This window comes from Streptomyces sp. NPDC002055 (assembly GCF_040296705.1).
GTDB lineage: Bacteria > Actinomycetota > Actinomycetes > Streptomycetales > Streptomycetaceae > Streptomyces.
On the sequence record NZ_JBEOXS010000020.1, the window covers coordinates 25,406 to 47,200 of the forward strand.

At 70.0% G+C, this 21,795-nt stretch carries 18 protein-coding genes and 1 riboswitch; of the genes, 13 read left to right on the forward strand and 5 right to left on the reverse strand.

The window, feature by feature from the left end; all coding sequences use genetic code 11:
• Positions 1 to 46: 46 nt before the first annotated feature.
• Both ABT112_RS14890 and ABT112_RS14895 read left to right on the forward strand, forming a co-directional pair.
• On the forward strand, positions 47 to 1,264 hold the full coding sequence (locus tag ABT112_RS14890; RefSeq protein ID WP_351509437.1) for a phthiocerol/phthiodiolone dimycocerosyl transferase family protein: 1,218 nt from the start codon (positions 47 to 49) through the stop codon (positions 1,262 to 1,264).
• A gap of 72 nt (positions 1,265 to 1,336) precedes the next feature.
• Complete coding sequence (locus ABT112_RS14895) at positions 1,337 to 2,521, forward strand: cytochrome P450 (RefSeq protein WP_351509439.1); 1,185 nt, start codon at positions 1,337 to 1,339, stop codon at positions 2,519 to 2,521.
• 222 nt (positions 2,522 to 2,743) lie between these two features.
• Here ABT112_RS14895 and nadA read toward each other — a convergent pair whose 3' ends face one another.
• A complete protein-coding gene (gene nadA / locus ABT112_RS14900) occupies positions 2,744 to 3,931 on the reverse strand; it encodes a quinolinate synthase NadA (RefSeq protein WP_351509441.1) in 1,188 nt (395 codons plus the stop codon).
• 406 nt (positions 3,932 to 4,337) lie between these two features.
• Here nadA and ABT112_RS14905 point away from each other — a divergent pair, with 406 nt between their 5' ends.
• Positions 4,338 to 4,694 carry an iron-sulfur cluster assembly accessory protein gene (locus ABT112_RS14905; RefSeq protein ID WP_351509443.1) on the forward strand — a complete coding sequence of 119 codons (357 nt, stop codon included), beginning with the start codon at positions 4,338 to 4,340 and terminating at the stop codon, positions 4,692 to 4,694.
• Positions 4,695 to 4,875: 181 nt separating this feature from the next.
• On the opposite strand, the gene ABT112_RS14910 is transcribed toward ABT112_RS14905, so the two are convergent.
• Both ABT112_RS14910 and ABT112_RS14915 read right to left on the reverse strand, forming a co-directional pair.
• A complete protein-coding gene (locus ABT112_RS14910; protein ID WP_351509444.1) occupies positions 4,876 to 6,495 on the reverse strand; it encodes a hypothetical protein in 1,620 nt (539 codons plus the stop codon).
• Between the two features lie 141 nt (positions 6,496 to 6,636).
• Positions 6,637 to 6,852, reverse strand: a complete 216-nt coding sequence (locus ABT112_RS14915; RefSeq protein WP_351509446.1) for a hypothetical protein — start codon at positions 6,850 to 6,852, stop codon at positions 6,637 to 6,639.
• A 182-nt stretch (positions 6,853 to 7,034) separates the two neighbouring features.
• Between ABT112_RS14915 and ABT112_RS14920 the strand changes: the two genes are divergently transcribed.
• Positions 7,035 to 8,009, forward strand: coding sequence for a carbohydrate kinase family protein (locus ABT112_RS14920; protein ID WP_351509448.1), 975 nt, complete (start codon positions 7,035 to 7,037; stop codon positions 8,007 to 8,009).
• Positions 8,010 to 8,286: 277 nt separating this feature from the next.
• On the opposite strand, the gene ABT112_RS14925 is transcribed toward ABT112_RS14920, so the two are convergent.
• On the reverse strand, positions 8,287 to 9,969 hold the full coding sequence (locus ABT112_RS14925; RefSeq protein WP_351509450.1) for a cysteine desulfurase/sulfurtransferase TusA family protein: 1,683 nt from the start codon (positions 9,967 to 9,969) through the stop codon (positions 8,287 to 8,289).
• 383 nt (positions 9,970 to 10,352) lie between these two features.
• Here ABT112_RS14925 and ctaC point away from each other — a divergent pair, with 383 nt between their 5' ends.
• The 4 genes from ctaC (at position 10,353) to ABT112_RS14945 (ending at position 14,800) form a co-directional block, all read left to right on the forward strand.
• On the forward strand, positions 10,353 to 11,315 hold the full coding sequence (gene ctaC / locus ABT112_RS14930; RefSeq protein WP_351509452.1) for an aa3-type cytochrome oxidase subunit II: 963 nt from the start codon (positions 10,353 to 10,355) through the stop codon (positions 11,313 to 11,315).
• Entirely contained in the window at positions 11,312 to 13,045 is a 1,734-nt protein-coding gene (gene ctaD / locus ABT112_RS14935; RefSeq protein WP_351509454.1) for an aa3-type cytochrome oxidase subunit I, read from the forward strand. The genes ctaC and ctaD overlap by 4 nt, the downstream gene beginning before the upstream one ends.
• Complete coding sequence (locus ABT112_RS14940) at positions 13,042 to 13,440, forward strand: cytochrome c oxidase subunit 4 (RefSeq protein WP_351509456.1); 399 nt, start codon at positions 13,042 to 13,044, stop codon at positions 13,438 to 13,440. The genes ctaD and ABT112_RS14940 overlap by 4 nt, the downstream gene beginning before the upstream one ends.
• A 121-nt stretch (positions 13,441 to 13,561) precedes the next feature.
• Positions 13,562 to 14,800, forward strand: coding sequence for a L,D-transpeptidase (locus ABT112_RS14945; protein ID WP_351509458.1), 1,239 nt, complete (start codon positions 13,562 to 13,564; stop codon positions 14,798 to 14,800).
• A 314-nt stretch (positions 14,801 to 15,114) separates the two neighbouring features.
• On the opposite strand, the gene ABT112_RS14950 is transcribed toward ABT112_RS14945, so the two are convergent.
• On the reverse strand, positions 15,115 to 15,516 hold the full coding sequence (locus ABT112_RS14950; RefSeq protein WP_351509460.1) for a hypothetical protein: 402 nt from the start codon (positions 15,514 to 15,516) through the stop codon (positions 15,115 to 15,117).
• 272 nt (positions 15,517 to 15,788) lie between these two features.
• On the opposite strand from ABT112_RS14950, the gene ctaE reads away from it, so the two are divergent.
• The 5 genes from ctaE (at position 15,789) to trpD (ending at position 21,218) form a co-directional block, all read left to right on the forward strand.
• Positions 15,789 to 16,409 carry an aa3-type cytochrome oxidase subunit III gene (gene ctaE, locus ABT112_RS14955; RefSeq protein WP_351509461.1) on the forward strand — a complete coding sequence of 207 codons (621 nt, stop codon included), beginning with the start codon at positions 15,789 to 15,791 and terminating at the stop codon, positions 16,407 to 16,409.
• Between the two features lie 75 nt (positions 16,410 to 16,484).
• Positions 16,485 to 17,294 (forward strand): cytochrome bc1 complex diheme cytochrome c subunit, encoded by an 810-nt coding sequence (gene qcrC, locus ABT112_RS14960; RefSeq protein WP_351509463.1) that lies wholly within the window; start codon positions 16,485 to 16,487, stop codon positions 17,292 to 17,294.
• Positions 17,291 to 18,358 (forward strand): cytochrome bc1 complex Rieske iron-sulfur subunit, encoded by a 1,068-nt coding sequence (qcrA, locus tag ABT112_RS14965; protein ID WP_351509465.1) that lies wholly within the window; start codon positions 17,291 to 17,293, stop codon positions 18,356 to 18,358. The genes qcrC and qcrA overlap by 4 nt, the downstream gene beginning before the upstream one ends.
• The gene (qcrB, locus tag ABT112_RS14970) at positions 18,355 to 19,971 is read left to right on the forward strand and encodes a cytochrome bc1 complex cytochrome b subunit (protein WP_351509467.1); all 1,617 of its coding nucleotides are present in this window, start codon (positions 18,355 to 18,357) and stop codon (positions 19,969 to 19,971) included. The genes qcrA and qcrB overlap by 4 nt, the downstream gene beginning before the upstream one ends.
• Before the next feature lie 179 nt (positions 19,972 to 20,150).
• Positions 20,151 to 21,218: an anthranilate phosphoribosyltransferase gene (gene trpD, locus ABT112_RS14975; protein ID WP_351509469.1), complete on the forward strand. Its 1,068-nt coding sequence runs from the start codon at positions 20,151 to 20,153 to the stop codon at positions 21,216 to 21,218.
• Between the two features lie 287 nt (positions 21,219 to 21,505).
• Positions 21,506 to 21,623, forward strand: a riboswitch (SAM riboswitch).
• The last annotated feature ends 172 nt before the right edge of the window (positions 21,624 to 21,795 follow it).

Consider the following 21,795-nt stretch of genomic DNA (forward strand, 5'->3'; position numbering starts at 1 on the left):
GACTCGTAGCCGTCTTCCGGCTCGGTCCGTGCGAGATGAGTGACAGATGTCGGAACGGCGTTATCTGGACCCGAGCGAGGCCTACCACGCATTCGTCGACTGGTCGGGTTCGTATTCGGTCACATGTGATGGAGCAATCGATTCCGGGCTGCTGATCCAGTCCTTCGAGGCGCTGTGCGACAGCCGCCCCTTGCTGCGCGGGTATCTCGGCAGGGATGAACGGGGATTCTTTTTCGACACCGCCGGCAAACAGGCCGTCGAGACGGTGGTCCGTGAGGGCGGTGAAGCGGAATATCTCGACGAGATGCGCCGACCGCTGGATTCGTCACGATCGCTCTGCCGCTTCGTTCTGGTCAGGGGCGACGAGCGCAGTCACCTCGTACTCGTCGTCCATCACAGCATGACGGACGGCCGCGGCGGCATCACGCTGCTCGAACGGCTGCTGCGGCACTACACGGCCCTGGTGCGCGGTGAGATACCGGAGACGGCCGCGGTGGACGCTCTTCCCGCCTCGGCCGAGCACCTGCTGCGCGAGCGCGGAGCGGCGAGCGCCGCCGAGCCGGCCGTGGACCGGGCCGCCCTGCGCCAGGTGCTGGCCACCACTCCGTCTCCGGAGCACCTCGTGGTGGTCCCGGACCGCATCCGGCTCGACGAGGACGCCACGGCCGAGCTGGTCGGCGGTCTGCGCGCACAGGGGCTCTCCGTTCATGCGTTCGTCGCCGGCGTGGCGACGGTCGCGCTCAGGGAGGAGCTCGGCGGTGACGGCGGAGCGCGGTCCATGGTGTGCGGATGCCCGGTGGACCTGCGTCATCGAGTCCGGCCGGCCGTGACCGTCGACGAGTCGACGGTCTTCGTGAGCGGCATCGAGACCGAGGTCGAGGTGCCCGAGGATGCCGACCCGAGGGCGGTCGGCCTCGCCATCAAGGCCCGTCTGGACGCGGCGATCGCCGGGGGCGAGGCGGAACGGGCGATTCTCGAAGCAGGGCAGTTCGCAGCCTCCGAACCGCGCACCGTGGACCTGGTGGTGTCCAATTTCGGGTCGATTCCGTCGTTCGTCACGCCGGAGGGCCTGCGGGTCACCGACTTCCGTGGCTTCACCACCACGACCATGCCGGGGCTTCGGCTCTTCGTCCTCTCCTCGTGCGACGGCAGGCTGAGCGTGGAGATCATTTCACCCGGGGGTTCTCTCACCGCGGAACAGCGCTCCGAGCTGATGCGGCGAACCGAGGAGATCCTGAAGACCGCTGTCACCGTCGCGCCGTAACACGCCGACGCGCCGAGCACCGTCCCGGACATCTCAGGAAGAGCGAACATGACAGCGGAAGACCTTGCACCGATGAGAATCCCGACCCGGCGCGAGAGGGTTCTCGACCCGCCTCCCCGCCTGGCCGAACTGCGCGAGCAGTGCCCCATCACCCCCCTCACCTACGCGGACGGCCACATCGGCTGGATGGTCACCGGTCACGGCCTGGCCCGGACGGTGCTGACGGATCCCCGCTTCAGCTCACGACCCGAACTGCGGCACTCGGCCGTGCACGAGGTCCTGGGCGACGGCCAGCCTCCCGAGGAGGATGTGCCCGGAATGTTCGTCGGGATGGATCCGCCGGACCACACCAAGTACCGCAGGCTGCTGACCGGCGAGCTCAGTGTGCGGCGCATGCGGGAGCTGGAAGCCGGGATCGCCGCCACCGCGCACGAGCTGATCGACCGGATGCAGGAGACCACTCCGTCCGGCCCCGCCGATCTGGTCACCGGCTTCGCCCTCGCCCTCCCCTCCCGGGTGATCTGCGACCTCCTCGGGATTCCGTACGAGGACTGGCGGAGCATTCAGCCCGTGTCCGAGCGGATGCTCCGTATCGACTCCTCCGCCGCAGAGGTCAAGGAGTGCTACCGGATCATCTTCGAGTTCCTCGCCGACATCGTGTCCCGGAAGCGGAAGGACCCCACGGACGACTTGCTCGGCGGGCTGGTCGAGTCCGGTGAGCTGACCGACGCGGAGCTGACCAGCGTCGCGTTCCAGCTGTTCACCGCCGGGCACGAGACCACCGCGAACATGCTGTCCCTGGGGACCTACACCCTGCTGACCCATCCCGAGCAGCTGCGGGCCCTGCGCGCACGCCCCGAGCTGATGGACGGTGCCGTCGAGGAACTCCTCCGGTATCTGACCGTCATCCAGTTCGGGATCTCCCGCGGAGCGCTGGAGGACGTCGAGCTGGCCGGGCACGTGGTGCGGAAGGGGCAGACGGTGACGGTGTCGCTGCCGGCCGCGAACCGCGACCCCGAACGCTTCGCCGATCCCGACGCCTTCGACATCACCCGCCGGCCCTCCGGCAGCCTCGCCTTCGGATTCGGCGTCCATCAGTGCGTCGCCCAGCAACTGGCGCGCAGCGAGATGAGGATCGGCTACGGCGTGCTGCTCGAAAGGCTGCCCGGGCTGCGCCTCGCGATTCCGGCGAAGGACGTGCAGATGCGGGACGGAGCCATCGTGTACGGAGTCGAGGCCCTGCCCGTCGCCTGGTGACGGGCGTCCCGGCGGCCTCCCCGGCTCCGGACGCCGGCCGGCGCTGGTGGCCGAAGCCCCTCCCCGGCGGCGCCGCGGAGTGCGTCGGCGGCCGGTGAGCTGCGTGGCGGACGGCGGGCTGAGCGTCACCGCGCCGCTCCGCCGTCCTACCGCGCCCTGACAGGCTGTGGGGCCACGGCAGCACCCGGACGGCGCTGCCGTGGCCCCACACGACGGGCCGGCCTACGGCAGCGCCAGCATCCGCTCCAGCGCCAGCTTGGCGAACTTCTCCGTCTCCGGGTCCACCTGGATGCGGTTCACGAGATTGCCCTCGGCCAGCGACTCCAGCGCCCAGACCAGGTGCGGCAGGTCGATCCGGTTCATCGTCGAGCAGAAGCAGACCGTCTTGTCGAGGAAGACGATCTCCTTGTCCTCGTCCGCGAACCGGTTGGCCAGCCGGCGCACCAGGTTCAGCTCGGTGCCGATCGCCCACTTCGAGCCGGCCGGGGCCGCCTCCAGGGCCTTGATGATGTACTCCGTGGAGCCGACGTAGTCGGCGGCCGCGACGACCTCGTGCTTGCACTCGGGGTGCACCAGCACGTTCACGCCCGGTATGCGCTCACGGACGTCCCGTACCGACTCCAGCGAGAAGCGGCCGTGCACCGAGCAGTGGCCGCGCCACAGGATCATCTTCGCCGCGCGCAGTTCCTCGGTGCTCACGCCGCCGCCCGGCTTGTGCGGGTTGTAGACGACGCAGTCCTCCAGCGACAGGCCCATGTCGCGGACGGCGGTGTTGCGGCCCAGGTGCTGGTCGGGCAGGAAGAGGACCTTCTCGCCCTGCTCGAAGGCCCAGTCCAGCGCCCGCTTGGCGTTCGAGGAGGTGCAGATGGTGCCGCCGTGCTTGCCGGTGAATGCCTTGATGTCGGCGGAGGAGTTCATGTACGAGACGGGCACCGTCACATCGGCCACACCCGCCTCGGCCAGCACGTCCCAGCACTCGGCGACCTGCTCGGCCGTGGCCATGTCGGCCATCGAGCAGCCCGCGGCCAGGTCGGGGAGGACGACCTGCTGGTCGTCCGTGGTGAGGATGTCCGCGGACTCGGCCATGAAGTGGACGCCGCAGAAGACGATGTACTCGGCCTGTGGCCGGGCGGCGGCGTCCCGCGCGAGCTTGAAGGAGTCGCCGGTGACATCGGCGAACTGGATCACTTCGTCGCGCTGGTAGTGGTGACCCAGCACGAAGACCTTCTCCCCGAGCTTCGCCTTGGCCGCACGGGCCCGCTCCACCAGGTCCGGGTCGGACGGGGAGGGCAGGTCGCCGGGGCACTCCACGCCGCGCTCGCTCTTCGGGTCGGCCTCCCGGCCGAGCAGGAGGAGGGCAAGCGGCGTCGGCTGGACGTCGAGCGTTTGGGCCGTGGTCACTGCACGCACCCTTTCTGTGTTCCGCAGACAAGCCTTTTCGTCTGATTGACGTTATCTATCATAACTGCTTCGTGTCAGTTTGACGATGGTCATCGCGTCGATGTGACGCATTCCCGGGCGACCCCGGCCATCGGCCCCGGATCGGCGTGGGGGAGCCCGGGCGGGAACCCGCCCCGCACGTCCCGACCGGCCCCTTCCCGCGCCCCGGCAGGATCCGGCCCCGTCGCACACCGCTCCACGGCCCTCCCTCGCGGCCCGCCCCCTCGGGCGAAGCCCCACCGGGCAGCCCGTGCCCCGAGCCGCCGCTGTGTGCGAGCATGAAGGCGAAGAGAACGTGCCAGGCCCGGAATGAATCCGCGGCCCCGTCGGTTGCAGCCGACGGCAAGCAGTCCGTACGAACCCGGGAGAGAAGCAGATGTCCGTTCAGGACGAGAAGACCACCGCGAGTGACGGCATCCTCCTGTCCGACGCCGCCGCGGCCAAGGTCAAGGCCCTGCTGGAGCAGGAAGGCCGCGACGATCTCGCGCTGCGCGTGGCCGTCCAGCCCGGTGGCTGCTCCGGCCTGCGCTACCAGCTCTTCTTCGACGAGCGTTCGCTCGACGGCGATGTCGTGAAGGACTTCGGCGGCGTCAAGGTCGTCACCGACCGGATGAGCGCCCCGTACCTGGGCGGCGCCTCCATCGACTTCGTCGACACCATCGAGAAGCAGGGCTTCACGATCGACAACCCGAACGCCACCGGCTCCTGCGCCTGCGGCGACTCCTTCAACTGAGCATCGCGGGCCGCTGAGCATCGTCGGCCACTGAGCATCGCGGGCCGCCCCAGGGCGGCCCGCGCGACAGACGCCGAGGGCGGCGGACCACCAGGTCCGCCGCCCTCGGCGTCTTCGTGTGCCGTCCGCAGGGGCCGGAGCCGGCGGCCGGAACGGCCGTCCGGACCCCGTCGCCCGGCCGCTACTTCTTCGCCACGGTCTTGCCGTCCGAGGCGTCCACGACCTTCCGCTCACCGAGCGGCTTGTCGAGCTCCACCTTCTTCTCGTACTGCTTCGCGATCTTGATGCACTTCTCGCCGGGGTTCTTCTCCTCGCCCCGGATCTCGGCCTGCACCGACCCGTCCGAGGTGTTCACCGACGCCGTGTAGGTGTGGCACACCCCGCCCCAGAACTTCAGGGTCAGCGTCCGGCCGTCGGCGCTGTACGACTCGATGTCGGCCTGCGTCCCGCTCCCGGCCTTGCCCGGCTTCCCGGGCTTCTCCGGCTTCGCCGTCGGCCCGTCATCGGACGAGGAGCCGGCGAGGTACTTCGGCTGCACCGCCGGGTGGGTCACGGTGTAGCTGTCGTCCGGGGTCTTCGTGCCCGGCTGCTCCACCTCGAACATCCAGGACGGCACCAGCGCCTGCTTGCCGTCCACGTAGTGGATCGCCAGACCGAAGGTCGCGTCGCGCACCGTCAGCGGACCCCGGTCCGTCGGGCGCTTGCCGCCGGCCGGCGGGCAGTTCTCCTCGCCGGGCTTCTCGCCGCCTTCGATGCCCATCGAGCCGTCGTGCGGAACGGCCGATGCGCAGCCGGCGATGCCGACCTTGCCGCCGCCGCCCATCGCGTTCAGCCGCTTCAGCGCCTCCTGGGCGCTGAGCACCGGGTAGTCGGCGCCCTTCGTCATCCGCGTCAGATGCCCGCTGCCGCCCACCACTTGCCCGTCGGCGCCGACCTGGAGGCCGGTCTGCCAGCCGTACGTCGGCAGACCGTCGAACTTCGGCTCGGCGTTCACCATCCGCATCGCGCCGACCGTCTCGCTCGCATCCAGCTTGGCGTCGCTCAGCCCGATGCCCTTCAGCGCCGGGCCGACGGCCTTCTTCGCCTTCTCCTCGGAGACCGGACCGGACCCCTTGTCCTTGTCGTCCTTCGGAGCCGGGGCCTCACCGGGCGCCGCGCACCGGGGCGAGGCGCCCTTCTTGTCGCCGGGGCCGTCCTCCGGGCCGGGCTCCGCGCAGTCGGTCGTGGTTCCGTAGCGCACGTACGTCCAGGTGCCGGGCGCCTTGGAGTTGATGTCCAGCGTCGGGCCCGCGGTGTCCGGGGTGCCGAACTTCCAGGTGCCCGCGTCGAGCCGCGGCGCGCCCGGCACATCGAGCGCCTTGGCCAGCTTCTCGGCCTGCGCCCGCGTCACCTCGCCCTGCGCCCGGTACACATGGGCCGAGCCGGGTGCCTCGGGCAGCCGGCCCTCGGCGCGGTATTCGTTCCCGGACGGGTCCGGCTCGCCCGGCGCGATGCCCGCCGGGCCCTCGTGCTTCGCGCTCTGCCCGTACCCGTCCAGCTTCAGCGGGGGCGGGTCACCCTGACCGGCGGCCGGAGTGCCCTGGTCCCCGCCGCCGTCACCGGCGGTCGAGGCCCAGTACGCACCGCCGCCGCCGGCCAGCAGCACCGCTGCCGCGACCGATACGGCCACCAGCGTGGAACGCCGCTGCCGCGGGTTGTCGGAAGCACGGTTCTCCGGTGTGCCCTCGGTGGGGGAGCTCCCCTTGGCGCCCTCGGTGACGGGCTCGTCGCCGGACGCGGGGGGAGTGTTCTCGGTGCTCACCGTTTTTGCTCCTTCGACTCCGCTCGACAGTTGAATGTCGAGTCCCTCATCCGAGGGACGCGGGTTGGACGGAGCAGTGGGGCATCCGGTTCCCCGGTGCCGCGGGGAGGGCTGGGGAGGACCCGCGGCACCGGTGGTGCGTCAGTCCCCGTACTCGGACATTCCGTCCAGCAGCCGGGCGTAGGCGGGCGGTACGGAGACGCCGTGGATCCGGGACGGCGGGACGGGCTCGGACGAGGCGTGCGGGTGGGGCACCCAGTGGGGCGCCATCCGGGCGCAGTCACCGCGCAGCTCGGCGAGCGACTCGGGCTCGGCGGTGAGGGGCAGGGGAGCGGTCTCTACGTGCTGCTTCGGCATGTGTACTCCCGGTCCGAGGGGGCCGCCTCGTCGCGGACCCCGTACATCCGAAACCGTATGCGTCCGCAATGCGGTGGAGAAAGACCTACTATCGGGTAGATTTGCCGGGTCGGAGAGGCGGGCCGCAACGGGTAGCGTTGACTGTCCCCTCATCTTCTTACCGTCACGGGAGCAGATCCGCTGTGCGAATCGCTGTCACCGGTTCCATCGCCACCGACCACCTGATGACCTTCCCGGGCCGTTTCTCGGAGCAACTGGTCGCGGACCAGCTGCACACGGTCTCGCTCTCCTTCCTGGTCGACACCCTCGACGTACGCCGCGGCGGCGTCGCCCCCAACATCTGCTTCGGCATGGGGCTGCTCGGCCTCCGCCCGATACTGGTCGGCGCCGCGGGCAACGACTTCGCCGAGTACCGCGCCTGGCTCGACCGCCACGGTGTGGACACCAGTGCCGTCCGGATCTCCGAGGTGCTGCACACCGCGCGCTTCGTGTGCACCACCGACACCGACCACAACCAGATCGCGTCCTTCTACACCGGCGCGATGAGCGAGGCCCGCAGCATCGAACTGCAGCCGGTCGCCGACCGGGTCGGCGGGCTGGACCTGGTGCTCGTCGGAGCCGACGACCCCGAGGCCATGATCCGGCACACCGAGGAGTGCCGCTCGCGCGGCATCCCGTTCGCCGCGGACCCCTCCCAGCAGCTGGCCCGCATGTCCGGCGACGACATCCGGGTGCTCGTCGAGGGTGCGGACTACCTCTTCACCAACCAGTACGAGAAGGCCCTGATCGAGTCCAAGACCGGCTGGACCGGGGACGAAATCCTGGCCAAGGTCGGCACCCGGGTGACGACCCTCGGCGCGCAGGGCGTCCGGATCGAGCGGCAGGGCGAGCAGCCCATCGAGGTCGGCTGTCCCGAGGAGGACGCCAAGGTCGACCCGACCGGTGTCGGTGACGCCTTCCGGGCCGGCTTCCTGGCGGGCCTGTCCTGGGACCTCTCCCTGGAGCGGTCCGCCCAGCTCGGCTGCATGCTGGCGACCCTGGTCATCGAGACGCTCGGCACCCAGGAGTACGAGCTGCGGCGCGGTCACTTCATGGACCGCTTCACCAAGGCCTACGGCCAGGACGCGGCAGCCGAGGTCCAGGCCCACCTGAGCTGACGGCCCGGCGCACCTGAGCCGGCCCGGCACCGACGGCCGGTCCCCGAACGCACCGGGGGCCGGCCGTCGTGCTGTGGACCGCGCGCCCTGCGTCCGCCGAGCTGAGCGGGGCGGTACGGGTGCGGGGCCGAACGGCTCAGTGGCCGGACGGACGGATCAGCCGCCGGAGCCGTCCGGCCCGGTCGCCGGACCGGACGGCTCCGCCGGTACGGGTGGTTCGGCCGCCGGGCTCCATACGGCTCAGCCGAGGCGGCGGACCGGACAGGCGGTGCCGTGCTCAGCCGAGGCGGCGGATCAGATAGGCGGTGCCGTGCTCCGCCGCCCGTTCCCCCACGTACTCCTGCTCCCGCATCGCGCACCACGCCGGGATGTCCAGCCGCGCCGCCTCGTCGTCCGAGAGCACCGCCAGGACCGAGCCCACCGGCACGTCGTCGATCACCTTCGCCAGCTCGATCACCGGGATCGGGCAGCGTTTCCCGAGCGAGTCGACGGTCAGGGCGGGCTCCTCCTCCGCCCGTGCGTTCTCCGGCGCGTCCGCCGGGACCCCTCCCGGCGAGCCCTCCGGCGCCGCCGCGGCCGATGGCGTGCCGGACGATGCGGTTCCGGCCGGTGCTGCGGTGGCCGGAGTGTCGGCGGCCGGTGCGGTGGCAGTCGGCGTGGTGGCAGGCGGTGCTGCGGCACCCGATGCGGCGGCACCCGATGCGGTGGCCGTCGGCGCACCCGCGCCCTGCCCTTGCGGCGCACCCGCGCCCTGCCCTTGCGGCGCACCCGCGCCCTGCCCTTGCGGCGCACCCGCGCCCTGCCCTTGCGGCGCACCCGCGCCCTGCCCCCGCGGCGCGCCCAGCCGTTCCCGCACCGCCCCCACGGTCTCCGGCAGGACGGAGAGGAAGCGCTCCACCTCCTCCTCCGGGGTCCCGGCGGGCAGCGACACCCGGACGTTGCCCTCCGAGAGCACCCCCATCGCCCGCAGCACATGGCTCGGGGTGAGCGTGCTCGAGGTACAGGAGGAGCCGGACGACACGGAGAAGCCCGCCCGGTCCAGCTCGTGCAGCAGCGTCTCCCCGTCGACATAGAGACACGAGAAGGTGACCAGGTGCGGCAGTCGGCGCAGCGGATCGCCGACCACCTCGGCGTCCGGCACCAGCTGGGGCACCCGTGCCCGGATCCGGTCGACCAGGGACCTCAGCCGGGCCGCCTCGGTGGACGCCTCCTGCTGCACGGCCCGCAGCGACGCCGCGGCCGCGACCACCGCCGGGATGTTCTCGAAGCCCGGGGCGCGGCCCGACTCCCGTTCGTCCGCCGGGCCTTGCGGAGCGAACCGGACACCCTTCCGCACCGCCAGCAGCCCGACACCGGCAGGTCCGCCCCATTTGTGGGCACTTGCGGTGAGCAGCGACCAGTCGCCCGCGACCGGCCCCCACCCCAGCGACTGCGCCGCGTCCACCAGGAGCGGCACGGCTGCCCCCTGGCACGCCTGTGCGACCTCCGCGACCGGCTGCTCGGTGCCCACCTCGTGATTGGCCGACTGCAGACAGGCCAGCGCGGTGTCCGGCCGCAGGGCCCGTGCGTAGGTTTCGAGGTCCACCCGGCCCGCGCGGTCCACCTCCACCTCGGTGAGCACCCCGCCGCCCGCCTCGTGGGCCGTGGCGGCGTGCAGCACGGAGGAGTGCTCGACCGCGGAGAGCACCAGGTGGTTCCCGGTGCGCCGGCGGCCCGCCAGCGCACCGGCGATCCCGCTGTGCACGGCCAGGGTGCCGGACGGCGTGAAGGAGATCTCATCCGCCCGGCAGCCCACGGCCTCGGCGGCGGCCTCCCGGGCCGCGTCCAGCAGCATCCGGGCCCGCCGCCCCTCCCGGTACAGCCGGGCCGGGTCGGCCCACCCCTCGTCGAGGGCGGCGAGCAGCGCCTGCCGGGCGACGGGGTGCAGCGGAGCGGACGATGCCGAATCGAAATAGGCCACGGGAAAACGCTAACGCGCCGGGGTGCCCCGCATCCTTCGTCCGGGGAGCGGGGCCGGGCCCGGGGACGCGCGGCCGGTCCGGGCGGCCCCGCTGTACGGTGGGCCCGGCCGGTGGGCGCGGCACTGCGCACACCGGTCCGCGGGGGCCGGCGCACCGCAGGTGGGAGGGGAGGCGAGGACGTGTCAGAAGGCTCGCGGAGTCCTCTGTTCCACCCCTTCGGGGTGCGGCGCGCCGCGTTGGGCACCCTCCCCGCGCGACCCCAAATAGCGTCCAGTAGGGTTTGGTCCGCATAAACATCCAAACCCCTGCCCGCGCCAGGGCCGGCGACCGACCAGGACGGCCGCAACCGGCCGCGCGGGCGAGACTCTCGGGAAGGCGCTACGTGAGTCCCAACGGCTCCGACCGCTCGTCGCGGCGCCCGATGCGGCGGAAGCTGCCGCAGGCGCTGGCCGCGGGCCTGGTCCTTGCGACCGCCACCGGTTGCACATACAAGGACTTCCCCCGCCTCGGAATGCCCACCCCCGTCACGGAGGAGGCGCCGCGGATCCTTTCCCTGTGGCAGGGCTCCTGGGCGGCAGCACTCGCCACGGGCGTGCTGGTGTGGGGCTTGATTCTGTGGTCGGTCATGTTCCACCGCCGCAGCAGGACCAAGGTGGAGATCCCTCCGCAGACCCGCTACAACATGCCGATCGAGGCCCTCTACACGGTGGTCCCGATCATCATCGTGGCGGTGCTCTTCTACTTCACGGCCCGCGATGAGAGCGCGCTGCTGAAGACCTCCAAGAAGCCGGCCCACCTCATCAACGTGGTGGGCTACCAGTGGAGCTGGGGCTTCAACTACGTGGAGAACGTCGACGGGAACCCGCGCACTCCCGCAAAGGTCCCGGCGAATCTGCAGTCCATTCCCGACCGGGAGCTCGAGGCCGCCCCGAACGGCGCCGAGGGCGTCTACGAGACGGGCACCCCGGGCGAGCGGAACCCGCAGACCGGTGACCCCGGTCCGACGCTGTGGCTGCCGAAGGGCGAGAAGGTCCAGTTCATCCTGACCTCCCGGGATGTCATCCACTCGTTCTGGGTCGTGCCGTTCCTCTTCAAGCAGGACGTCATCCCCGGCCACACCAACGTCTTCGAGGTGACGCCGAACAAGGAGGGCACCTTCCGCGGCAAGTGCGCCGAGCTCTGCGGCGTCGACCACGCGCGAATGCTCTTCAACGTCAAGGTCGTCTCTCCGGAGCGCTACCGGGCCCACCTCAAGGACCTGGCGAAGCAGGGCCAGACCGGCTACATCCCGTCCGGCATTCCGCAGACGGCAGCCGAGAAGAATGCGGAGACGAACACCGAATGAGCATCCTCAACGATCCCCAGGGTGCCGACACTCCAGCCTCGTACGAGGACGAGCTGCCGGTTCGCCGCCGGCAGCCCGGCAATGTCGTGGTGAAGTGGCTCACGACCACCGACCACAAGACGATCGGCACGCTCTACCTCGTCACGTCGTTCGCGTTCTTCTGCATCGGCGGACTGATGGCGCTGCTCATGCGCGCCGAACTGGCCCGTCCCGGCACGCAGATCATGTCGAACGAGCAGTTCAACCAGGCGTTCACGATGCACGGCACGATCATGCTGCTGATGTTCGCGACGCCGCTGTTCGCCGGATTCGCGAACTGGATCATGCCGCTGCAGATCGGCGCGCCCGACGTGGCGTTCCCGCGGCTGAACATGTTCGCCTACTGGCTGTACCTCTTCGGCTCGCTGATCGCGGTCGGCGGCTTCCTCACCCCGCAGGGTGCGGCCGACTTCGGCTGGTTCGCCTACTCCCCGCTGTCGGACGCCGTCCGCTCGCCGGGCATCGGCGCCGACATGTGGATCATGGGTCTGGCCTTCTCCGGCTTCGGCACCATCCTCGGCTCGGTCAACTTCATCACCACGATCATCTGCATGCGCGCTCCGGGCATGACGATGTTCCGGATGCCGATCTTCACCTGGAACGTGCTGCTCACCGGCATCCTCGTGCTGATGGCCTTCCCGGTCCTGGCGGCGGCGCTGTTCGCCCTGGAGGTGGACCGGAAGTTCGGGGCGCACATCTTTGACGCGGCCAACGGCGGAGCGTTGCTCTGGCAGCACCTCTTCTGGTTCTTCGGCCATCCAGAGGTGTACATCATCGCCCTGCCGTTCTTCGGCATCATCTCCGAGATCGTCCCGGTCTTCAGCCGCAAGCCGATGTTCGGCTACATCAGCCTGATCGGCGCGACGATCTCCATCGCGGGTCTGTCGGTGACGGTGTGGGCGCACCACATGTACGTCACGGGCGGTGTACTCCTGCCGTTCTTCTCCTTCATGACCTTCCTGATCGCGGTCCCGACCGGTGTGAAGTTCTTCAACTGGATCGGCACCATGTGGAAGGGCTCACTGAGTTTCGAGACGCCGATGCTGTGGACGGTCGGCTTCCTGGTCACCTTCCTCTTCGGTGGTCTGACCGGGGTGATCCTGGCGTCGCCGCCGATGGACTTCCACGTCTCGGACTCGTACTTCGTGGTGGCGCACTTCCACTACGTGGTGTTCGGCACCGTGGTGTTCGCGATGTTCGCCGGCTTCCACTTCTGGTGGCCGAAGTTCACCGGCAAGATGCTGGACGAGCGGCTCGGCAAGATCACCTTCTGGACGCTGTTCATCGGCTTCCACGGCACGTTCCTCGTCCAGCACTGGCTGGGTGCCGAGGGCATGCCGCGGCGTTACGCGGACTACCTCGCCGCCGACGGCTTCACCACGCTGAACACCATCTCGACCATCGCGTCGTTCCTGCTCGGTCTGTCGATCCTGCCGTTCCTCTACAACGTCTGGAAGACCGCCAAGTACGGCGAGAAGATCGAGGTGGACGACCCGTGGGGCTACGGCCGCTCGCTGGAGTGGGCGACGTCCTGCCCGCCGCCGCGGCACAACTTCCTCACCCTGCCGCGGATCCGTTCCGAATCCCCGGCGTTCGATCTGCACCACCCCGACATCGCCGCGCTCGACCAGCTCGAGCACGTCGCCGCGGGTGACACGGCGCTGGCCGGTGGCAAGGAGGCCGGGAAGTGAAGACCCAAGGGCGCATGTTCATCTGGCTGGCCGTCTTCATCCTGGCCATGGCCATCGTCTACGGCGTGTGGTCGAAGGAGCCGGTCGGTACGACGGCGCTGTTCCTCGCCTTCGGCCTGAGCATCATGATCGGCTTCTACCTCGCCTTCACCGCCCGCCGGGTGGACACCGGGGCGCAGGACCGCAAGGACGCGGAGATCGCCGACGACGCCGGTGAGCTGGGCTTCTTCAGCCCGCACAGCTGGCAGCCGCTGTCCCTGGCCATCGGTGGCGCCCTGGCCTTCATGGGCGTCGTCTTCGGCTGGTGGCTGCTCTACTTCTCGCTGCCGGTCATTCTCGTGGGCCTGTTCGGCTGGGTCTTCGAGTACTACCGCGGCGAGAACGCCAACCAGTAGCACCCGCGGCTCCCCGCGGAGCGGCACGGCGTGAGGCCCGGCAACCTTCCAGGTTGCCGGGCCTCACCCGTTTGCCCGCGCTCGGCGCGCCGACCCGTCCCGTTTTTTCTAGTTTGTGACCATGAGTCACACTACGCGATTCCGGACGGCAGCGAGCTGCGCTCTGCTGATAGCCCCCCTGGCGGTGTTCTCCACCGCCTGCGACGGCGACGGGCACCCACTGTCCGCGACGCCGTACGACGCATCCGGCCAGGTCACCCTGAACGCGGTGGAGGGCGGGCGAATAGACCCCGACAAGCCGCTGGAGATATCCACCAAGGACGACGACGGCCGAATAACCGACGTGACCGCCACCGATGCCGCAGGGCGCTACGTGCGCGGCGAACTCTCCGCCGACGGCACCCGCTGGCGCAGCACGACCCCCCTGGCGGCAGGCGCCCACTACACCGTCCGGGTGAGTACCGAGGACGAGGACGGCGCCCCCGGCCGCCGCACGGTCGCCTTCGAGACCAGGCCCGCCGACAAGCTCCTCCGGGTCCGCTTCGGCCCCGACAGCGGAACGTACGGCGTGGGCCAGCCGGTCACCGCCGAGCTCAGCGCCCCGGTCAAGGACCGCGCGGCCCGCGAGACCGTCGAGCGGGCCCTGAAGGTCGACTCCCAGCCCCGGGTGGACGGCGGCTGGCACTGGGTGAACGACAAGACCCTGCACTACCGCCCGCGCGAGTACTGGCCCGCGCACACGAAGGTCCAGGTGCGCAGCGCACTGGCCGGCATCAGGGTGGGGGACAAGCTGCACGGCGGCTCCTCGGCCCCCCTGAAGCTGACGATCGGCGACCGGATCGAGGCCGTCACCGACGCCGGATCCCACCAGATGACCGTGAAGCGCAACGGCGAGGTCATCCGCACCATCCCGGTCACCACCGGCAAGCCCGGCTACGACACCCGCAACGGGGTCAAGGTCATCCTCGCCAAGGAATCCTTCGTACGCATGACCAGCGCCAGCATCGGGTCGTCGGACTTCTACGACCTCGGTGTGTACTGGGCCACCCGGGTCACCTGGAGCGGCGAGTACGTGCACGCGGCCCCCTGGTCCGTGGGCTCCCAGGGCGCGGCCAACGTCAGCCACGGATGCACCGGCATGAGCACCGAGAACGCCAAGTGGTTCTTCGACACCGTGAAGCTCGGTGACATCGTCGAGGTCGTCAACAGCGGCGGCACGATGATGACGGCCTTCGACAACGGCTTCGGCGACTGGAACGTCGACTGGGCCAAGTGGCGCAAGGCCAGTGCGATCGTCCCGGCCGGGAGCCACGTGGGAAGCACGCCCGCCGACGCGGCCCGCCTCCGGCCCCAGGTCTGAGACGCCGCGGACGCCGGGAGCCCGGCGGACCGCACGGGCCGGTGCCTTGCCGACGGTGCCACGGGCACCGCTCCGGCCCCCTGGCGATCACCCCGAACCCGTTCTCCGGGCCTCCCGTCCCGGCTCCCGAGAACGGCCGCTGAACCGGACAGGACGGCCCGCACCGACCGGTGCGGGCCGGTGCGGGCCGTCCTGTCCACCTGCTTCTGCCCGGAGCCCCCGGGGAGCGAGGCTCCGGGGAGGGGCTCCGGGCGTTGTCGTGCGGATCGGGCTCTTCAAGGCCCCCGAGGGTCCTCGGGGCCCGGAGGGAGGCGTCAGGCCTCGACGGCCAGCCGGGTGCGCAGCAGCCCGGCCAGCGCCTCAGCGAACTCCATCGGGTCGATCGGGTGCGTCACCGCGGCCTCCGCCCGGCTCCAGGTGGCCAGCCAGGCGTCCTGCGGGCGGCCGATGATCAGCAGGACCGGCGGGCAGCGGAAGATCTCGTCCTTGATCTGCCGGCAGACGCCCATGCCGCCGGCCGGCGCCGACTCGCCGTCGAGCACGCAGACGTCGATCCCGCCCTCCTCCAGGGCGCTGAGGACGGCCGGGAGGGTCGCGCACTCCACGAACTCCACCGGTGGCAGCCCGGCGGCGGGGCGTTTGCCGGTCGCCATCCGTACCTGGAGACGCGTGTCGGCGTTGTCGCTGTAGACCAGCACCGTGGCGGTCGGCTGCATCGTTCCTCCATGCTTGTCGTCAGCGCAGTCCCCGGACGGGCGACTGTCGCGGATGCTACTCCGCGACCGGCCCGCCGGAGGAGGGTTCCTGCGCATCCGGGAGCGGGTGAACGGCCCATCAGGACTGGTCCCGGCGGCACCGGGCGCGGTGCGCGGAACCCTCGCTTCCCACCTTCGAGCTACCACCCCAATGGGCCGTACGAGCAGGGCACACGTGCCGGACACACCGAACGGCACCCCCGGGGGTGAGGGCGGGATAAGCGACCGACATAATGTCGGTCGTGGCGACAGCAACGACAGTAGAAACCGGGCACGCGCACCCGTCGGTCAATCGGCCGAACCTCACCAGCGTCGGAACCATCATCTGGTTGAGTTCCGAGCTGATGTTCTTCGCGGCCCTCTTCGCGATGTACTTCACCCTGCGATCGGTGACCGGGGCCGAGCACTGGAAGGAAATGGCGTCCGCGCTGAACTTCCCGTTCTCGGCGACGAACACCACGATCCTGGTGCTCTCCTCTCTCACGTGCCAGCTCGGCGTCTTCGCCGCCGAGCGCGGCGACGTGAAGAAGCTGCGGGCCTGGTTCGTGGTCACGTTCGTGATGGGCGCGATCTTCATCGGCGGCCAGGTCTTCGAGTACACCGACCTGGTCAAGGAGGAGGGCCTCTCGCTCAGCTCCGACCCCTACGGTTCGGCGTTCTATCTCACCACCGGCTTCCACGGCCTGCACGTGACGGGTGGTCTGATCGCCTTCCTCCTGGTCCTGGGCAGGACGTACGCCGCCAAGAGGTTCACCCACGAACAGGCCACGGCGGCCATCGTCGTGTCCTACTACTGGCACTTCGTCGATGTCGTCTGGATCGGCCTCTTCGCCACGATCTACATGATCAAGTAACGGGGGCCCGTACCGGACCCGCGCTCCACACAGCCATAAGCATCGACGCAGAAGATCCTGACACCGGGGTAATCCGTGAAAAAGCTCTCCGCACGACGGCGCCATCCGCTGGCGGCGCTCGTCGTCCTACTCTTCGCGCTGGCGGTCACCGGGGGGCTGTACGCCGCGTTCGCGCCCGCGGACAAGGCACAGGCCGATGACACCGCGCAGTCCCTCGCCATCGAGGAGGGCAAGAAGCTCTATTCCGTCGGCTGCGCCAGCTGCCACGGCACCGGCGGTCAGGGAACCCCGGACGGCCCGAGCCTCGTCGGCGTCGGTTCCGCCGCCGTCGACTTCCAGGTCGGCACCGGCCGTATGCCGGCCCAGCAGCCCGGCGCCCAGGTGCCGAAGAAGCCCGAGGTCTACACGCAGGCCGAGATCGACCAGCTCTCCGCGTACATCTCCTCGCTCGGCGCCGGCCCGGTCACGCCGACCAAGGAGCAGTACGACCCGCAGGGCGCGGACATCGCGGAGGGCGGAGAACTCTTCCGCACCAACTGCGCCCAGTGCCACAACTTCGCCGGCAAGGGCGGCGCCCTTACCGGCGGCAAGTACGCGCCCGAGCTGGACGACGTCCAGCCGAAGCACATCTACGAGGCCATGCTGACCGGCCCGCAGCAGATGCCGTCCTTCCCGGACACCGTTCTCGGTGAGAAGGAGAAGAAGGACATCATCGCCTACCTGCACACGGTCAACAGCAAGGACTCCGCCTCCCCCGGCGGCTTCGAGCTGGGTGGACTCGGCCCGGTCAGTGAGGGTCTCTTCGGCTGGATCTTCGGCATGGGCGTGATGATCGTCGCCGCCATCTGGGTCGCCGCGCGCACCGCAAAGGCCAAGAAGTCATGAGTCAGAGTGGATCCAACAAAGACGTGTCCGAAGAACACCTGCCGAGTGAGCAGGCAACGGCCGAATCCGGTGCGGTAGCCGTCGCGGACAGCCCGTTCGCCGACCCGGGCCTGCCGCCTCACCAGCACCGCATCCAGGACATCGACGAGCGGGCCGCCAAGCGCTCCGAGCGCACCGTCGCCCTCCTCTTCATGCTGTCCATGGTGGCCACCATCGGCTTCATCGCCGCCTACGTGGCCGTCCCGATCGAGAAGATCGTCTACATCTTCCCGATCGGGAACATGAGTGCCCTGAACTTCTCCCTGGGTCTCACCCTCGGTGTGGCGCTCTTCTGCATCGGCGCCGGCGCGGTCCACTGGGCCCGCACCCTGATGTCGGACGTGGAGAGCATCCAGGAGCGGCACCCGATCGCGGCCGAGCCCGAGGTCAAGGCCAAGGTCATGGCCGACTGGCAGGCGAGCGCCGACGAGTCCGGCTTCGGCCGCCGCAAGCTCATCCGCAACACCATGTTCGGCGCGCTCGCCATGGTGCCGCTCTCCGGTGTGGTGCTGCTCCGCGACCTGGGCCCGCTGCCCGAGACCAAGCTCCGGCACACCCTGTGGGCCAAGGGCAAGCTCCTGGTGAACGTCAACACCAACGAGCCGCTCCGCCCGGAGGACGTGGTCGTCGGTTCGCTCACCTTCGCCCAGCCCGAGGGGCTGGAGGAGGAGGACCACGACTTCCAGGACCAGATCGCCAAGGCCGCCCTGATGATCGTCCGGCTCCAGCCGGAGAACATCAAGGACAAGCGTGAGCTGGACTGGTCCCACGAGGGCATCGTCGCGTACTCGAAGATCTGCACCCACGTCGGTTGCCCGATCAGCCTGTACGAGCAGCAGACGCACCACGTGCTCTGCCCGTGCCACCAGTCGACGTTCGACCTCTCCGACGGTGGCCGAGTGATCTTCGGCCCGGCAGGTCACGCCCTCCCGCAGCTGCGGATCGGTGTGAACAAGGACGGTTACCTCGAGGCCCTCGGCGACTTCGCGGAGCCGGTCGGCCCGAGCTTCTGGGAGCGCGGATGAGTAACGACAAGCGCCAGGCGCCGCGCGGTGAGCGGCTCGCCGACTGGGCGGACGGCCGGCTGGGCATCTACAGCCTGGCCAAGGTCAACATGCGCAAGATCTTCCCGGACCACTGGTCCTTCATGCTGGGTGAGGTCGCGCTCTACAGCTTCATCATCATCATCCTCACGGGTGTGTATCTGACGCTGTTCTTCCACCCCGCGATGAACGAGGTCGTGTACCACGGCAGCTACGTTCCGCTGCAGGGTGTGCGGATGTCCGAGGCCTACGCCTCCGCGCTGGACATCAGCTTCGACGTGCGCGGCGGTCTGCTCATCCGGCAGATCCACCACTGGGGCGCCCTGATCTTCATCGCGGCGATGACCGTGCACATGATGCGCGTGTTCTTCACCGGTGCGTTCCGCAAGCCGCGCGAGGTCAACTGGCTCTTCGGCTTCCTGCTGCTGGTGCTCGGCATGTTCACCGGCTTCACCGGCTACTCCCTGCCGGACGACCTGCTCTCCGGTACCGGTGTCCGGTTCATGGAGGGCGCGGTCCTGTCGATGCCGATCGTCGGCACCTACATCTCGTTCTTCCTCTTCGGTGGCGAGTTCCCCGGCATGGACTTCGTGCCGCGGTTCTTCTCCATCCACGTCCTGCTGCTGCCGGGCATCATGCTCGGCCTGCTGGTGGCGCACCTGATCCTGGTCTTCTACCACAAGCACACGCAGTTCCCGGGCGCCGGCAAGACCGAGAAGAACGTCGTGGGCATGCCGCTCATGCCGGTCTACGCGGCCAAGGCCGGAGGCTTCTTCTTCCTGGTCTTCGGTCTCATCGCGGCGATCGCCGGTATCGCGAGCATCAACCCGATCTGGACCATCGGCCCCTACCGCGCGGACCAGGTGTCCACCGGTGCCCAGCCCGACTGGTACATGGGCTTCGCCGAGGGTCTGATCCGTCTGATGCCGGGCTGGGAGATCAACTTCGCGGGCCACACCCTCGCCCTGGGCGTGTTCATCCCGCTGATGCTCTTCCCGCTGTTCCTGGTCGCCATCGCGGTGTGGCCGTTCCTGGAGTCCTGGGTCACCGGGGACAAGCGCGAGCACCACATCCTGGACCGCCCGCGCAACGCCCCGACCCGGACCGCCTTCGGCGCGGCCTGGCTGAGTGTCTACTTCATCCTGCTCGTCGGCGGTGGAAACGACATCTGGGCCACCCACTTCCACCTGTCGATCAACGCGATCACCTGGTTCGGCCGGATCGGCTTCTTCGCGCTGCCGGTGCTGACGTTCCTCGTGACCAAGCGGATCTGCCTGGGTCTGCAGCGGCGCGACAAGGAGAAGGTGCTGCACGGTCGCGAGACCGGCATCATCAAGCGCCTGCCGCACGGTGAGTTCATCGAGGTGCACGAGCCCCTCTCGCAGGAGCAGCTGCACACGCTCACCCAGCACGACCAGCACCGGCCGCTCGAAGTCGGCCCCGAGGTCGACGAGAACGGCGTGCGTCGCAAGATCAAGCGCTCCGAGAAGTGGAAGGCGAAGCTCTCCAAGGGCTTCTACGGCGAGGAGAACCAGATCTCCAAGCCCACCGTCGAGGAGTACCAGGAGATCACCAGCGGTCACGGCCACCACTGAGCCACGGCCGTCCGTCGTCACACACGAGGGCCCCGCACCGACCCGCCCGGGTCGGAGCGGGGCCCTCGTGGCTGTCCGCAGTACGGGCGCCGGGTCACTGCCGTGCGCCGCGCGGATAGGCTTGCGCCAGGCCCCCGGGGCCGGCAAACCCCTGTTCACCACGGATCCAGGAGCGGACCATGGACATCGTGACCTCAGTCGGAAGCGACAGTGGCGCGGCGGCCCGTACCTGGCCGGACGTCCTGAGCTCACTGCTGGCCGGCCGGGACCTGGACGCCGACGACACCGCCTGGGCCATGGACCGCATCATGCGGGGCGAGGCGACGGACGCCCAGATCGCGGGCTTCGTGGTCGCCCTGCGGGCCAAGGGGGAGACCGTCGCCGAGGTCTCCGGCCTGGTGCGGACCATGTACGAGCACGCCAACCTCATCGAGGTGCCGGGGCCCAGCGTCGACATCGTGGGCACCGGCGGGGACCGTTCCAAGACGGTGAACATCTCCACCATGTCGGCCGTCGTCGTCGCCGGCACGGGCGCCAAGGTCGTCAAGCACGGCAACCGCGCCTCCTCCTCGGCGAGCGGCGCCTCGGACGTACTGGAGAAGCTCGGCGTCAATCTGGACCTCTCGCCGCGGCGGGTCGTCGAGGTCGCCGAAGAGGCCGGCATCACCTTCTGCTTCGCCGTCAAGTTCCACCCCGCGCTGCGCCATGTCGCGCCGGCCCGGCGCGAACTGGGCATCCCCACCACGTTCAACATCCTCGGGCCGCTGACCAACCCCGCCCGGGTGCGGGCCCAGGCCACCGGCGTGGCCGACGCCCGGATGGCGCCGATCGTGGCCGGGGTGCTCGCCGAACGCGGCACCTCCGCCCTGGTCTTCCGCGGTGACGACGGGCTGGACGAGCTCACCACCACCGCCACCTCCCGGGTCTGGGTCGTCCGCGACGGCTCGGTGCGGGAGGAGGCCTTCGACCCGCGCGACGTGGGCATCCCGATCGTCCCGGTGGATGCCCTGCGCGGCGCGGACGCCTCGTACAACGCCGATGTGGCCCGCCGTCTGCTGGCCGGCGAGGAGGGCCCGGTACGGGACGCGGTGCTGCTCAACTCCGCCGCGGCCCTGGTCGCCCTGCGGCCCACCGACGCCCCGCTGACCGAGCAGATCGCGGCGGGCATCGAGAAGGCCGCGGACTCGGTCGACACGGGCGCGGCGCGGCGCACGCTGGAGCGCTGGGTCGGCGCCAGCAACGGGTAGCCGTCCGCCGCCGGTTCGCCGGTGGTGACGCAGGGGGTCCGGGCTCGTCCCGGGCCCCTGTGGGTTTCTCGGGGGCGTGGGGGCCGGGGGCCGCCGGGGGGAGGGCCGGCGCTGTGCGGGCGGCGCTGGGTGGAGTGCTGTGGCCCGGGTGCTGCTGCCCGCGGGGTGCCGCTGTGGGTGGGCGGGCGCGGATTCGGGGCGGGGGTGCCGTCCCACCGGACCGGGATGCCGTCCCGCCATGCGGACACGGTGGTGCCCGCGGGTGATCACCTGCCATACTCGCTCCAGGTCACGAGTGACAGCGACACAGGCCCCGGCCCGCTGTCCGGCAACCCTCCGTCCGTGGCGGGGTGCCCCGGGTGATGACCAGGCCGCAGTCAGCAAGGTCTGCGGCAAGCGCGGACCCCTCGCGATCCAGGGGTCCTGGTTGTCGAGGGAGATCTCGCGTGAGCAAGCGAATGCGCTAGGGCCGAAGGCCCCGTTTCCATCACCCTCCGTGCGGTGCCGTCCGCATGTCGAGGCCTTTCCGCACTCCGTCCGCTGTCCGGGCCGGGTGCGTCGACGCAGCCATTCCGCC

Coding starts and splice junctions, on each gene's coding strand:
- ABT112_RS14890 (WP_351509437.1), top strand. CDS start 47: ATGTCGGAACGGCGTTATCTGGACCCGAGCGAGGCCTACCACGCATTC.
- ABT112_RS14895 (WP_351509439.1), top strand. CDS start 1,337: ATGAGAATCCCGACCCGGCGCGAGAGGGTTCTCGACCCGCCTCCCCGC.
- ABT112_RS14905 (WP_351509443.1), top strand. CDS start 4,338: ATGTCCGTTCAGGACGAGAAGACCACCGCGAGTGACGGCATCCTCCTG.
- ABT112_RS14915 (WP_351509446.1), bottom strand. CDS start 6,852: ATGCCGAAGCAGCACGTAGAGACCGCTCCCCTGCCCCTCACCGCCGAG.
- ctaD (WP_351509454.1), top strand. CDS start 11,312: ATGAGCATCCTCAACGATCCCCAGGGTGCCGACACTCCAGCCTCGTAC.
- ABT112_RS14945 (WP_351509458.1), top strand. CDS start 13,562: ATGAGTCACACTACGCGATTCCGGACGGCAGCGAGCTGCGCTCTGCTG.
- ABT112_RS14950 (WP_351509460.1), bottom strand. CDS start 15,516: ATGCAGCCGACCGCCACGGTGCTGGTCTACAGCGACAACGCCGACACG.
- ctaE (WP_351509461.1), top strand. CDS start 15,789: ATGTCGGTCGTGGCGACAGCAACGACAGTAGAAACCGGGCACGCGCAC.
- qcrA (WP_351509465.1), top strand. CDS start 17,291: ATGAGTCAGAGTGGATCCAACAAAGACGTGTCCGAAGAACACCTGCCG.
- qcrB (WP_351509467.1), top strand. CDS start 18,355: ATGAGTAACGACAAGCGCCAGGCGCCGCGCGGTGAGCGGCTCGCCGAC.
- trpD (WP_351509469.1), top strand. CDS start 20,151: ATGGACATCGTGACCTCAGTCGGAAGCGACAGTGGCGCGGCGGCCCGT.